This window comes from Terrilactibacillus laevilacticus, from assembly GCF_006517395.1.
GTDB lineage: Bacteria > Bacillota > Bacilli > Bacillales > Sporolactobacillaceae > Terrilactibacillus > Terrilactibacillus laevilacticus.
In genome coordinates, this window is record NZ_VDCY01000001.1 from 453,751 (window position 1) to 467,374 (window position 13,624).

A 13,624-nucleotide genomic window follows, 5' to 3' on the forward strand; every position below is an offset into this window, starting at 1 on the left:
TATTTGGAGAAATTTGATATCAGGAAGGGTGCATTCATATGAAAGTTAAGGAAATCATGATTGAAGACGTCTTAATGATTGACAAAAATGAAAGCGTAACCAATTTAATGAAATGCCTTACAGAAAATAAAATAGGAGGCGTCCCTGTCGTCGATGAGGATCACCATTTGCTTGGGATGATCAGTGATGGAGATGTTATTCGTGCCTTATCGCCAAAAGAACAAAATATATTTGATTTCTATTCATTAATCGTTCTGGTTGAAAAACCTGAGTTAAAAGAGCGAATTAGAAGATTTCTTGAGAAATCAGTTGAACAAGTCATGACAAAAAGAAAAATTGAGGTTGTCAAACCAGAAGACAGCCTTCAAGATATATTGAATATTCTATCACATCATCATTTTAAAAAGATCCCTGTCATTAATAACGACAATAAAGTGGTTGGTGTTGTAAGTAGAGGGGACGTTATTCGCTATATTACAAAGCAAATGCTGGAATAGATCGTGTTCTATATAAAGGACGTAAGGGTAAAATTCCTTGCGTCCTTTTTCATTTCACATAAAAGTACCGATTCCTTCATGCATTATATTATTTAAAAAAACCAATATAGGGAGCGCTCTTAGACATCTATTATCTTTTCTAATTCAATCCCTTTTGTTATACTAAGAAGGATTTGTTATCTCTAAACAAGAGTTTTATAGCTCGTTTTTTTGTCGAAAATAATAGTGAAGTTTGATTTGAACATGGGTTTCTGAACCGTTTGGTCAACTCATGTAATCTTTTATAAATACTAACCTTTGATAATATCAAACACATGACTTACGATAAAAACAGAGAATCAAACAAAACAAAAAGGAGGCCCTTTTCGTGTCTGAAAATAAAAAAGAGGTAAAACAAGAAAAAGACTACTCGAAATACTTTCAATCGACTTTTAAAGCTCCTTCGTTAAAAGAGGCAAGAAGGCGCCGTAAAAATACAATTCAATATTTGAATGATTTTAGTATTCCTGAAGATATGAAGTCAATTGGTCAAGGAAAGCAGTTTATGATTCAAACGTATGGCTGTCAAATGAACGAACATGATACAGAAGTCATGGCGGGCATTTTATCGGAAATGGGCTATACGGCAACAGAAAATCCTGAAGTTGCTGACGTCATTCTTCTCAATACATGTGCCATCCGTGAGAATGCTGAGAATCGAGTGTTCGGAGAAATCGGTCATTTAAAAACGATGAAACGGGATCGACCTGATTTTATTTTGGGTATTTGCGGATGCATGGCTCAAGAAGAATCCGTTATCAATACCATTTTACAAAAACACCCACAAGTGGATCTCATCTTTGGTACACACAATATACATCGCCTGCCACAACTTCTTAAAGAAGCTTTATTTAGCAAAGAAATGGTCATGGAAGTCTGGTCAAAAGAAGGCGATATTGTTGAAAACTTGCCTAAAGTTAGAAATGGAAATATTCGTGGCTGGGTGAACATCATGTATGGATGTGATAAATTCTGTACATACTGTATCGTTCCCTATACACGAGGAAAAGAACGGAGCCGACATCCTAAAGAGATCATCGAAGAAGTTCGTTCACTTGCAAGACAAGGCTATAAAGAAATCACATTGCTTGGTCAAAATGTCAATGCTTATGGGAAAGATCTTAAAGAACTAGAAAACTATGGTCTTGGCGATCTTATGGACGAGATTCGTAAAATTGATATTCCACGCGTTCGATTTACGACAAGTCATCCACGTGATTTTGATGATCGCCTTATTGAAGTGTTGGCGAAAGGTGGAAACTTAGTCGAACACATACATTTGCCTGTACAATCTGGAAATAGTGATATATTAAAAATAATGGGCCGAAGCTATACAAGAGAACGTTATCTTGAATTGTTCCACAAAATTAAGAAGGCAATTCCACATGCCTCATTTACGACTGACATTATTGTTGGTTTTCCAAATGAAACGGATGAGCAATTTGAAGACACCATGTCTCTTGTAAAGGAATGTGAATTTGACGGCGCCTACACATTTATTTATTCACCACGCGCGGGTACACCAGCGGCAAAAATGGAAGACAATATACCGATGGAAGTGAAGAAGGAACGTCTCCATCGGTTAAATAAACTTGTTAATGAATTTGCGTTGAAAAAAAATAGTCAATTATACGGTGAAGTTGTCGAAGTTCTTGTAGAAGGAACAAGTAAGAAAAACTCTGACGTCCTTAGTGGTCATACGAGAACGAATAAAGTTGTCAACTTCCGTGGACCAAAATCTTTAATTGGTGAATTGGTCAATGTTCGTATCACAGAAACGAAAACATGGTCTTTAACAGGTGAAATGGTGAAAGAAGCGAGTGTTGTAAACGAATGACGCTTTATTCAAAAGAGGATATCCTGAAAAAGGCAGAAGCCATTGCAGACAAGATTGGAAAAATGGAATTGGTTGAAATCTACCGTCAAGCAGAGCAAAAAATTGATAAAAATAAAAAAGTTCAAGACCTCATTGCTCAAATTAAAAGACTACAAAAAGAATCTGTTAATCTCCAACATTTTCAAAAGCATGAGGCGTATAAACAAAATGAAGCCAAAATAGAAGCCTTAAATCAAGAGTTGAATAGCATTCCTATTGTTCAATCCTTTAGACAATATCAAGAGGAAGTGAATGATTTACTGCAATTCGTAACAAGTGATTTGTCTCAGAAGGTATTAAAAACCTTAGAGCAGACTGAATCACCCAACAGTTTTGATAAATAAATGTTAGATTTAAAAATTAAATGCCTGTTCAAAATGTGACAAATTAGAAGCAAGAAGGCTAAGAGCGGCGTCAGTTCCTGAGGACCGGAATGTAGGTTTTTACTACATGAGGACCGGAATAAACAAGCGGGCGCCGAGATTCGCAGCTTATTATTTGGTGACTTTTTGAACAACCTCTTAAAGGGCTTATCCAACAAAAAGACATAGAATAATCAATCTAAAACAGCACCTCTTTTATCTTTCTTCATACTCTGTGATTAAAAGGAATGAGCGGGCGAATATCTTTATTTTTTCAATCACACTAGTTATTCGTCCAGCATAACATGACAGAGAAGATGGTAAAGGAGGTTTGACTCTTGTCAGAACATGCTTATAGAGAAATTATAACCAAGGCGATCTGTGGAAGAGGGAAAAAATTCAACCAAACAGCACATGCAATCTCACCAACACATAAACCTTCAAGTATTCTTGGTTGCTGGGTTATCAATCATAAGTTCAAAACTAGCTACCAAAAAGACGTTGTTGTGGTTGAAGGAACGTATGACATTAACATTTGGTATTCTTTCAATGAGAACTCCAAAACAGAGGTTGTAAGTGAAACAGTTTCTTATAAAGATATTGTTCCGCTAACCTTAAGAGATAAGAAAGTGATCTCAAACAAAATGGATGTAACTTGCAAAGCGCTACAAGAACCTAATTGTTTGGAAGCTAATATTTCTCCAAACGGATCAAAAATTGTTGCTCAAGTGGAAAGAGAATTTCTCGTTGAAGTCATTGGTGAAACAAAAGTAAAAGTTCAAGTTGAAGATGAGGGGCTTTGGGAAGATACTGATTTAGAAGAAGACATTGATATTGAAGACTCTCTAAAAGACTTGGATTCTGAATTTCTTGAAAAAGAATAACAGCTAGGAGGAGAAGAAGAAATTCTTCTCCATTTATTTTAATTTTAAATCACAAAAATGATAAAGGTTGTATGATTCTATCTACCGTTATTTAAGTTGTCGTTGCTCTAAGAGTATGTCTCATACAAAGATGAGATATGGTATAATACATACTTAAGAAGATCTAGATTTAGATTTAGGAGCGACGATTTACATGGCTTACACCCCTATGATTCAACAATATTTAAAGGTAAAAGCAGACTATAAAGATGCTTTTTTGTTTTTTCGATTAGGTGACTTCTATGAAATGTTCTTTGAGGATGCCTTAAAAGCAGCCAAAGAATTAGAAATAGCCCTAACTGCACGTGATGGAGGAGTAAAAGAAAAAATACCCATGTGCGGGGTACCCTACCATGCAGCCAAACAATATATTAAAGTTTTAATCGAAAAAGGATATAAAGTTGCGATATGTGAACAAGTAGAAGATCCAAAAACCGCAAAAGGCGTCGTTAAACGAGAAGTCATTCAAGTTATCACGCCAGGTACGATAATGGATGATCAGTCATTAAAGCCGAAACAAAATAACTATCTTGCTTCCATTACACAAACGGATGCAAAGCAAATAGGTTTTGTTATCAGTGATCTAACTACTGGAGAGATCCGTGTGACTCTTCTACAAGATTTTGACTCATTGCGTCAAGAAATTTTAATTTATGGAATCAAAGAATTAATCGTAGCACCAGAGGAGGACCAAGACTTGACTCGGGATCTCCATCTCCATTTGGATGTGACTCTTTCTTATGAAAATAACGTCGCGGTTCCAACTTCCTTAGAACATCTGATTAAACCTTTGTCTCAAGTTATTCTAAAGGAAACGGTGTCAAGATTATTAAACTATTTAATACGCACACAAAAGCGTTCACTTGATCACTTACAAAAAGCTGAGCATTATTATGTGAATGATGCCATGCTCATTGATAGTAACTCGAAACGAAACCTAGAACTTACAAAAACCATACGTGATCATAATACTTATGGTTCCCTTGTTTGGCTCTTAGATGAAACAAAGACGGCCATGGGTGGACGGAAATTAAAACAATGGATTGATAAACCTTTATTGAACCAAGATGAGATAGAGGAGAGACTTTCATGTGTTGAAGCATTAATCAAACATTTCTTTGAACGAGATGCAATTCGAGAAGCCCTTGATAACGTATATGATATGGAGCGGCTCGTAGGTCGCGTTTCCTTTGGAAATGTGAATCCTCGTGAATTGGTTCAATTAAAACGATCACTTCACGAAATACCAGCACTAAAAGATATTTTGAAAAATGTCGATGAACAAAGTTTAAAGACTTTAGGTGAAAATATGGATCCATGTAAAGACGTCTTTGAGCTTATTCAGCAAGCGATATCCGATGAACCTCCTTTATCGGTAGCAGAGGGAAATATTATACGTGATGGTTATAATGAAACCCTTGATCAATACCGGCATATCTGCAGGAATGGGAAACAATGGATTTCTGAACTTGAACGAAAAGAAAGAGAAACAACGGGAATTAAATCACTAAAAATTGGATACAACAAAGTTTTCGGTTATTATATTGAAGTGACAAAAGCAAATATTAAATATCTTCCAGATGGGCTTTATGAAAGAAAGCAGACGCTGGCTAATGCTGAACGTTATATTACTCCAGAACTAAAAGAAAAAGAAAGACTTATATTGGAAGCAGAAAGCAATCAGATCGACTTAGAATATACACTGTTTTCAGAGTTGAGACAAAAAGTAAAGACCTTTACTAGTCGACTTCAGAAATTAGCTAAATTTATTAGTCATCTTGATGTTCTGCAAAGTTTTGCCGTTGTAAGTGAAACGAATCGTTATGTTAGACCGCATTTTTCTCATGATCGAACGTTAAACATTGAAGAGTGCCGTCATCCTGTCATTGAAAAAGTGATGAAAAATAATGAGTTTGTGGCTAATGACATCGTAATGGAAGAAGATTGTCAAATTCTTTTAATTACGGGACCCAATATGGGAGGAAAAAGTACGTTTATGCGGCAAACGGCGCTTTGTGTAATTATGGCGCAAATTGGATGCTTTGTTCCGGCCACAAAGGCGACATTGCCGATCTTTGATCAGATTTTTACGCGGATAGGTGCGACGGATGATCTTGTTTCTGGTCAAAGTACCTTTATGATGGAAATGCTAGAAGCACAGTATGCGTTAACACATGCTACGCAGGATAGTCTTATTCTTTTAGATGAAATTGGACGTGGAACGTCTACTTATGACGGTATTGCACTAGCACAAGCCATCGTTGAGCATATCCATCATCATATTTCTTGTAAAACATTATTTTCTACACATTATCATGAACTGACTTTTCTAGATCAAACGTTGCCAAAACTTGAAAATGTTCATGTTCAAGCGGTTGAAGAGAACGGACATGTCGTGTTTCTCCATAAAGTTAAGCGTGGACAAGCTGATAAAAGTTATGGTATTCATGTTGCTGAACTTGCTGGTCTCCCGCACTCATTATTAAATCGAGCAACCACGATACTCGCGGATTTGGAAGAAAAAAAACCCGATAAAATAGTGAATGAGAGCCGGGAAGAATTTAAATCAGATGTGGACAGAAACGAAGAAACGGCAGTAACAATTGAACAAAATCATGCTGAAACTAGGTCCGAGCAACTTAACTTCTTTCCCGATCAAGCGACGTCGGAGCAACAAAATAAAGGTTACTCAAAGAAAGAAGAAGATGTCCTTCAAGCTCTTAAAAATCTTGAATTAATGATGATGACGCCGATGGATGCCATGAATCAATTATTTTTATTACAAAAGAAATTGAAATAAACGATGATATAAACGTGGCAACCCGTTCGTAACAAAATGAATAATCAGTCAGGGGAGTGATTATGTTGGGAATCATCAAACGACTGAGTGAACCACTAGCAAACAAAATTGCTGCAGGAGAAGTGGTAGAGCGACCTGCTTCGATAATCAAAGAACTTGTTGAGAATGCGATTGATGCTAAAGCAACAGTGATTGAGGTTGAAGTTGAAGAAGGCGGTCTCAAGAAAATAAGAATCGCTGATAATGGTCATGGTTTTGCTCCAGAAGATTGTGAAATTGCATTTGAACGACATGCTACGAGTAAAATATACCATGAATCGGATCTTTTTCATATTCGATCGCTAGGATTTCGAGGAGAAGCTCTTCCAAGTATTGCATCAGTCTCGTACCTAGATCTCGTAACGTCAACTGGGGAGGGGCCTGGCACACACCTTAAATTAGAAGGTGGGCGTGTGATTGAAAAGAACCATGCCCAAAGTCGAAAAGGAAGTATTATTACTGTCACTCATCTATTTTATAATACACCGGCAAGATTAAAATATTTAAAAACCATTCATACCGAACTTGGTAAAATCACAGATATGATGAATCGGCTGGCTTTAAGCTACCCGAATACGAGATTCACCTTAAAGCATAATGATAAGTTACTATTCCAAACAAATGGTAGTGGTGACTTAGCTCAAGTTTTGGCCGCTATATATGGAATTCAAACAGCTAGAAAAACATTGCCTTTTAAAGGGGAATCACTTGATTTTAAAATTCATGGTTTACTTGTTAAACCTGAACTTACTCGTGCAGGGCGTCAATATGTCTATATCTTCATTAATGGAAGATACATTAAGAACTTCCGCCTTTTTAATGCGATAACGAATGGCTATCATACACTTTTACCGATCGGTCGAAATCCTATCGCAATTTTGCACATTACAATGGATCCAACGTTAGTTGATGTGAACGTCCATCCAGCAAAACTCGAAGCGCGGATAAGTAAAGAAAATGAACTATGTGAGTTAATCGAAAATACCGTCAGAGCCCGTTTTCACCAAGAGAATCTTATACCTGAGGTACCAAAAAAAGAAAGAAAAGAAAAGGTAATCTCAAAGCAACAGTTTTTAAAATTTGAAGACGTTAACTCAAATACAGAACAATCAATGGAGACGACATTCAGTGACAAAGATACGTTTGAAATAGAAGTTAAGGATATCCAAAAAAATCCAAATTCTAGTCGTCTCCAAGACCCACTTTATTCAGAATCCTTACCATCAGAGGTGCATGAAGAAACATTAGAAATTGAGCAAGTAAATGAAGTAAAAAACGATGTAGATGTTGAAAATGACTGGAGAACTTTGGATAAGAGTCCAATAGAACCGTCGAAGGAAGAGGAGATTTCTTCACGAATTCCCAAACTGTATCCAATTGGTCAAATGCACGGGACTTATATCCTCGCCCAAAATGAAGAGGGACTTTATATTATAGATCAACATGCAGCACAAGAAAGAATCAAGTATGAATTTTTTCGTGAGAAGGTAGGACAGACCACGAAAGAAGTACAAGAACTCCTTGTTCCTTTAACTTTTGAATTTACTGCAGCTGAATATGCAACCATTCATGAGTATAAACATTATCTTGAAGACATTGGATTATATTTTGAAGAGTTTGGACAACACACGTTGATCGTGCGATCACATCCAAGGTGGTTTCCTAAAGGAAAAGAAAAAGAGACAATAGAGGACATTGTGCATCAGTTAATACAAGAACGTCATATTTCAATAAAAAATCTACGGGAGTCTCTTGCTATTATGATGTCTTGTAAAGGGTCAATTAAAGCGAATCGCTATTTAAGAGATGATGAAATAGAAGCTTTGCTTGATCAATTGAGGCAAGCTTCAGATCCGTTCACTTGTCCACATGGTCGTCCGGTCATTATTAAATTCTCCACCTATGAAATGGAAAAAATGTTTAAACGTGTGATGTAAAATGATTAATTACATTAACCTAATAAAAGAAAAGGTGGGTAATTTCATATCCACATATTAAGAAAAGGAGACTCAGAAAAAAGCTGAGTGAAGACAGACAAACGGCTTTATCGACTTTACTAAGTTTAGATTTCTTTAGTGCCTTGTTTACAAAGTAAAGAATACCTATGATAATCAGTGCACTAATAATAATAGAAATTAATAGGATCACTTGACTCCCTCCTCTATTATAGAATTTGCAAATGAAAGAGAAGATATTCATGAATGATCAATTTTATAATCCAGTTTATTAACAATATCAAATTAAAAAACAAATAAAATAATGGAAAAACTCTAAATTTAATGTTAATATCAATTTGTGATTGGTCACACAATATGTTACCAAGCACATTGCATATACATAGCATGTAGAAACAGTAACCTCTTTTTTGTTGGGAAGGGCAAGAATTTAGAGGTGAGTGTTATTACTTTTTATGAAAAATTACCAAATGATGTTTTAATTCAGTTTTATTTTGAAATCAAAAATAATATTGACAAAGGTATATTATCAGAAGCTATGTATCAAGAATTAGAATTAATCAAGGATGCTGCATTAAAAAGAGGGTTAACGATTTTAGAAAAACATTAAATGTAATTTAATTTCTTGCCGTTCTCACAAAAAAGGGAGCGGTAAGAAACTAAAGCGTATACAGTAAACGCTTTTATGTTTTAGAGTGATAAAGAAATTTTATATCAATACAAGAAAATATAATATTACATATTATTCCGGGCCGTTTAAAGAATATATTTAGTATTTATAGCGAATATATAGATAAATATATACCTATTGGATATCATGTTTAATATAACTATAAGATAGCTGATTTAATAAGAAAGGAATCAGAATGAAGGAAAAAGTCATTGTCATCGTTGGGCCAACCGCGGTTGGCAAAACTAAGATGAGTGTAGAATTATCAAAACGATTTAATGGAGAAGTGATTAATGGCGATTCCACGCAAGTTTATAAGGGTCTAAACATCGGAACAGCTAAAATAACAGAGGATGAAAAAGAAGGAATTCCTCATCATCTTTTTGATATATGCTATCCTGATGAAGCTTATACCGTAGCAGATTACCAGAGAGACGCTAGGGAATATATTAAAGAGATACATTTACGGGAAAAGTGTCCTATTTTTGTTGGAGGAACGGGACTGTATATTAAGGCAGCTCTTTATAACTATCAATTTTCTGAAGTAAAAGCAAATGAAGATCTCCGTCAAAAATTTCTAAAGATGGCAAGTAGGGAAGGTTCGGATTTTCTTCATCAACACCTTCAATCCTTAAGTCCCGACGCTGCTAAAACCATTCATCCTCATAACATTCAACGCATCATTCGTGCGCTTGAAAAGGCTTATTCAAATGATGGAAAAGGGGATAAATCTGATGACTCAAATAGGTTAGAACCGTTATTCGATATCATCGTTATTGGTTTAACTATGGAAAGGGAACTTCTCTATTCGCGTATCAACGATCGAGTCGATCAGATGATAAAAAATGGGTTATTAGATGAAGCGAAGAACTTATATGATTTAAATATTAGAGAGAGTCAAGCGGCTAAAGCCATCGGATATAAAGAATTATTTCTCTATTTTGATGGAGAATGTTCACTAGATGAAGCCATAAGTTTAATGAAAAGAAATTCAAGACGCTATGCTAAGCGACAATTTACATGGTTTAAGCATCAAATGGATGTCAATTGGTTCAACATGGATCATGCCATTCAAAATTTTTCACATAAAGTCGATGAGATTGCCCTTTTTTTAGAAAAGCAAGGATTACAGCCAATGTAATGTGTAATTAAGTGGATAGTGATCTTGTTGAGTGAATTTTTTAATGTTAGAGAAACGTCATTTATTAGACATGTGAAAAAAACAAGTCAATATGTCATAGGTATAAAACTAACTTATATTTGCCTATATTGTTAGATAGACGATTTTTGGAAGACTTTTGAAACATTTGTATTATCTTTAATATACAATCTTTCATCTTTCATCTTTATTATGAGGAACATTGATCGCTAAGTTAACCATAGACAGGCTTTTTCATGTTTTCTTTGATTATTGTCGTTATAATGACATTTGTTGCAGGAAATTATGATATTAGAGTCGAATAATAGGTTTAGAGAGAAAAGAGGAGGAATACTACCATGAAACCGAATATTAATATTCAAGATACTTTTTTAAATCAATTGCGCAAAGAAAACATTTTAGTGACGGTTTTTTTACTAAATGGATTCCAATTAAAAGGTCTGGTCAAAAGTTTTGATAATTTCACTGTCCTATTAGAAACTGATGGAAAACAGCAGCTCATTTTTAAACATGCAATCTCAACATTTGCTCCCTCAAGGTCCGTTCAACTTAATAATCAAGAGGATAAATGAACCTGTTCATTCTACCTTTTTGAACGATAAGTATAAGAAAATCGATGGGGATAATCTCCATTTATTTGAAACCTTTACAAAGGAGTATCTTTAAAACAGAAAAATGTCTCTAGCCCATTGCTAGAGACATTTTTTATGTCTTAATGTAAAAAAAATACCTTAAGGGATGTCGTTTTCTTAGTTCGGGTAAGAAAGAAGAAGGTGAACCTGCTACCAAAGCTACAAAGAATTAATTCTCGAAAAAGTGCAAGGTTCGGAAGACATTAAGCATTCTATTTTTGCCGCATTCATTTTAAAAAAACTTCTGAAAGACAATTTTTTAACATACGATTATAAATAACATGACTTCATTTCTTTTTTCTAGATCATGATTTTATTTTAAAAAATTAATGGTGAAACTCGTTGAGCCAATGCCTATAACTGTATAGATTAAAGTATGCAATGAAACAGTGAGGTGGAATGTGTGTCTGAATCGTATACTTTTACGAAAAAAAGTCAAATTAATGTGATATTTAACCAAAAGAAATCCAATGATACGGCTGTGTTACCTAATTACCGAGAAGAGAGGTTAAAACATCAGCCACTTGAGCTCATAGAGAGTAAATTAAGTAAACTCATTGGACTTGAAGAAGTGAAGAAAATCGTTAAAGAAATCTATGCTTGGCTCTACGTCAACCAACGGCGGGGAGAGAAAAATTTAAAGGTACCTTCACAATCTCTTCACATGCTCTTCAAAGGAAACCCTGGAACGGGTAAAACAACCGTTGCAAGACTATTAGGTGAACTTCTGTGTGACATGGAAATCCTCTCCAAAGGGCATCTTATAGAAGCTGAAAGGGCAGATCTTGTTGGAGAGTATATTGGACAAACTGCTCAAAAGACGCGAGAATTGGTTAAAAAGGCAAAAGGCGGTATATTGTTTATTGATGAAGCTTATTCTCTAGCTCGTGGAGGAGAAAAAGATTTCGGTAAAGAGGCGATTGATACTCTTGTCAAACAAATGGAAGATTTACGGGAGGATTTTATTTTAATATTAGCGGGATATTCAGACGAAATGGAAGATTTTTTATCACAAAACCCTGGATTACCCTCAAGATTCCCAATAATTATTTCTTTTCCAAATTATAGTGGCAGCGAATTGCTTATGATTGCACATCAAATGCTTGATGAACAAGAATACAAATTAACATCCGAAGCGGAGAAAAAGTTAAAGCGATATTTAGATAATAAAACTATGGAGGAAAGTGAATCCTTCAGTAATGGAAGATTCGTTAGAAACCTTATTGAGAAAATGATTCGACAACAAGCTGTTAGATTACTTAAAGAAGGTCGCTTTGATCGAGAGTCCTTATTGACGGTTAGAGCTTGTGACCTTATCATTGAAGAGAACAAAGATTTAGGTCATTAAATGAATCGTAAATGGGTTAGACTAATGTCGTAAGTAACGGTCTATGAATCGGGACAAAGGTTGTGAAACTAATGGAAAAAGTCATATTGGTCGGCTGTCAACTACCTCATCATTCAGATCAAGCATTTGATTCCTCTATGCAGGAGTTGGCTGAACTCACGGATACAGCCGGGGGAGAAGTCATCTCAACGGTTGTGCAAAAACGACAAAAAATAGATGTTGGTACATATATTGGAAAGGGAAAATTGGATGAGCTTGAAGCTCTAGATAAGGCTCTAGAGCCCAGTACGATTATCTTTAATAGTGAACTAACCCCAGGACAATTGGGAAGGTTAAACGAGAAACTTGAAGCAAAAGTGATTGACCGCACGCAATTAATTTTAGATATTTTTGCGATGAGGGCTTTTTCTCGAGAAGGGAAACTACAAGTCGAGCTGGCGCAGCTTCAATACTTACTTCCTAAGTTAAGTGGAATAGGAACGACGTTATCCCGATTAGGAGGGGGAATTGGCACAAGAGGTCCAGGTGAAACCAAGCTTGAAACAGACAGACGATACATAAGAAAACGGATTTCCGACATAAAGAAGCAACTTGAAACTGTTGTTCACCATCGAGAACGTTATAGGGAAAGACGACACCAAAATGACCAATTTCAAATTGCTCTTGTTGGATATACAAACGCTGGAAAATCAACTATCTTTAATCAGTTAACTGAAGAAAGAACATACGAAGAAAACCGATTATTTGCCACGCTCGATCCATTAACGAGACGATTAATTTGTCCAAATGGATTTATTTCACTTGTATCGGATACCGTTGGATTTATTCAAGATTTACCAACAACATTAGTTGCGGCATTCAGATCAACGTTAGAAGAGGCAAGCCAAGCAGATCTCATTCTTCATGTGATTGATGTTTCATCGACAGATATGTTACAACATGAGAAAACAGTCAATGGTCTATTAGAAGAACTTGGTGCAGGGCATATTCCAAGTCTAAAAGTTTTCAATAAAAAAGATCAACTGACCACTTCATTTATTACACCAAAGGATGCTATATTAATATCTGCTAAGAGTGGACAAGATATTTTAAGGCTTAAGGAACGGATACAGGAACAGATTATTGATCAGATGACACCTTATCGAATGAAAGTCGCGTCGACTCAAGGTCATCTTATCGATCAGTTGAAAGATAAAACGATCATAATGAGTCAGACTTGGATAGAGTCCGAAGAACAATTTGAATTTACGGGTTACATCCATCCAAACCACCCATTAGCCGGGAAAATTTTGCCACCTATGCAGACAGAGTAAGGAGAAAGAAA

11 protein-coding genes are annotated in these 13,624 nt (G+C 35.6%); all 11 read left to right on the top strand.

Annotation, left to right across the window (positions count from 1 at the left end):
* Nucleotides 1–38 precede the first annotated feature (38 nt).
* The 11 genes from FG390_RS02020 (at nucleotide 39) to hflX (ending at nucleotide 13,613) form a co-directional block, all read left to right on the top strand.
* A complete protein-coding gene (locus FG390_RS02020; RefSeq protein WP_141189342.1) occupies nucleotides 39–497 on the top strand; it encodes a CBS domain-containing protein in 459 nt (152 codons plus the stop codon).
* 367 nt (nucleotides 498–864) lie between these two features.
* Nucleotides 865–2,373, top strand: coding sequence for a tRNA (N6-isopentenyl adenosine(37)-C2)-methylthiotransferase MiaB (miaB, locus tag FG390_RS02025; RefSeq protein WP_373681514.1), 1,509 nt, complete (start codon nucleotides 865–867; stop codon nucleotides 2,371–2,373).
* Nucleotides 2,370–2,756, top strand: a complete 387-nt coding sequence (locus tag FG390_RS02030) for a YlbF/YmcA family competence regulator (RefSeq protein WP_141189344.1) — start codon at nucleotides 2,370–2,372, stop codon at nucleotides 2,754–2,756. Before miaB ends, FG390_RS02030 begins: the two co-directional genes overlap by 4 nt.
* A gap of 356 nt (nucleotides 2,757–3,112) precedes the next feature.
* Nucleotides 3,113–3,658, top strand: coding sequence for an outer spore coat protein CotE (gene cotE / locus FG390_RS02035; protein ID WP_141189345.1), 546 nt, complete (start codon nucleotides 3,113–3,115; stop codon nucleotides 3,656–3,658).
* A gap of 193 nt (nucleotides 3,659–3,851) precedes the next feature.
* Complete coding sequence (gene mutS / locus FG390_RS02040; protein ID WP_141189346.1) at nucleotides 3,852–6,497, top strand: DNA mismatch repair protein MutS; 2,646 nt, start codon at nucleotides 3,852–3,854, stop codon at nucleotides 6,495–6,497.
* A 65-nt stretch (nucleotides 6,498–6,562) separates the two neighbouring features.
* Nucleotides 6,563–8,473, top strand: a complete 1,911-nt coding sequence (gene mutL / locus FG390_RS02045) for a DNA mismatch repair endonuclease MutL (RefSeq protein ID WP_141189548.1) — start codon at nucleotides 6,563–6,565, stop codon at nucleotides 8,471–8,473.
* Between the two features lie 454 nt (nucleotides 8,474–8,927).
* Nucleotides 8,928–9,101: a hypothetical protein gene (locus FG390_RS15690; RefSeq protein ID WP_181406349.1), complete on the top strand. Its 174-nt coding sequence runs from the start codon at nucleotides 8,928–8,930 to the stop codon at nucleotides 9,099–9,101.
* Between the two features lie 256 nt (nucleotides 9,102–9,357).
* The gene (gene miaA, locus FG390_RS02050; protein WP_141189347.1) at nucleotides 9,358–10,302 is read left to right on the top strand and encodes a tRNA (adenosine(37)-N6)-dimethylallyltransferase MiaA; all 945 of its coding nucleotides are present in this window, start codon (nucleotides 9,358–9,360) and stop codon (nucleotides 10,300–10,302) included.
* 356 nt (nucleotides 10,303–10,658) lie between these two features.
* The gene (hfq, locus tag FG390_RS02055) at nucleotides 10,659–10,892 is read left to right on the top strand and encodes an RNA chaperone Hfq (RefSeq protein WP_141189348.1); all 234 of its coding nucleotides are present in this window, start codon (nucleotides 10,659–10,661) and stop codon (nucleotides 10,890–10,892) included.
* A gap of 463 nt (nucleotides 10,893–11,355) precedes the next feature.
* Complete coding sequence (gene spoVK / locus FG390_RS02060; protein WP_141189349.1) at nucleotides 11,356–12,300, top strand: stage V sporulation protein K; 945 nt, start codon at nucleotides 11,356–11,358, stop codon at nucleotides 12,298–12,300.
* A 71-nt stretch (nucleotides 12,301–12,371) separates the two neighbouring features.
* Entirely contained in the window at nucleotides 12,372–13,613 is a 1,242-nt protein-coding gene (gene hflX, locus FG390_RS02065) for a GTPase HflX (RefSeq protein WP_141189350.1), read from the top strand.
* The last annotated feature ends 11 nt before the right edge of the window (nucleotides 13,614–13,624 follow it).